At 48.1% G+C, this 372-nt stretch carries 1 pseudogene (only partly in view); it reads right to left on the bottom strand.

The window, feature by feature from the left end:
* Nucleotides 1–3: 3 nt before the first annotated feature.
* Nucleotides 4–372 (bottom strand): annotated as a pseudogene (locus GTN70_11330) (transposase) (it continues 694 nt past the right edge of the window).

Genomic DNA, 372 nt, shown 5'->3' on the forward strand with positions numbered 1-372 from the left:
CCATCAATGTACCACCTGTAAAGTGAAATTTATAGCCTCTGGAGCCGGTGGTCTATACCCCAGAGAACTGTGAGGTCGATACCGATTGTATTCCCTTCGCCAGCGTTCAATAACCACGCTGGCTTCTAAAAGCGTATCAAAGATCTCTCCATTCAACAACTCGTCTCTCAGCTTCCCGATGAACGACTCTACGTATCCATTCTCCCAAGGACTCCCGGGTTCTATGAATAGGGTTCTGACTCCGAGATTCGTCAGCCACTTTCTTACGGCTTTGGCGGTGAATTCCGGCGCATTGTCTGAACGAATATGTTCTGGTGTGCCTCGTCTGAGGAAAAGCTCATATAACTGATCCAAGACATCCTGATGCCTGAT

This window comes from Deltaproteobacteria bacterium (assembly GCA_011773515.1).
Taxonomy (GTDB): domain Bacteria; phylum Desulfobacterota; class Deferrimicrobia; order J040; family J040; genus WVXK01.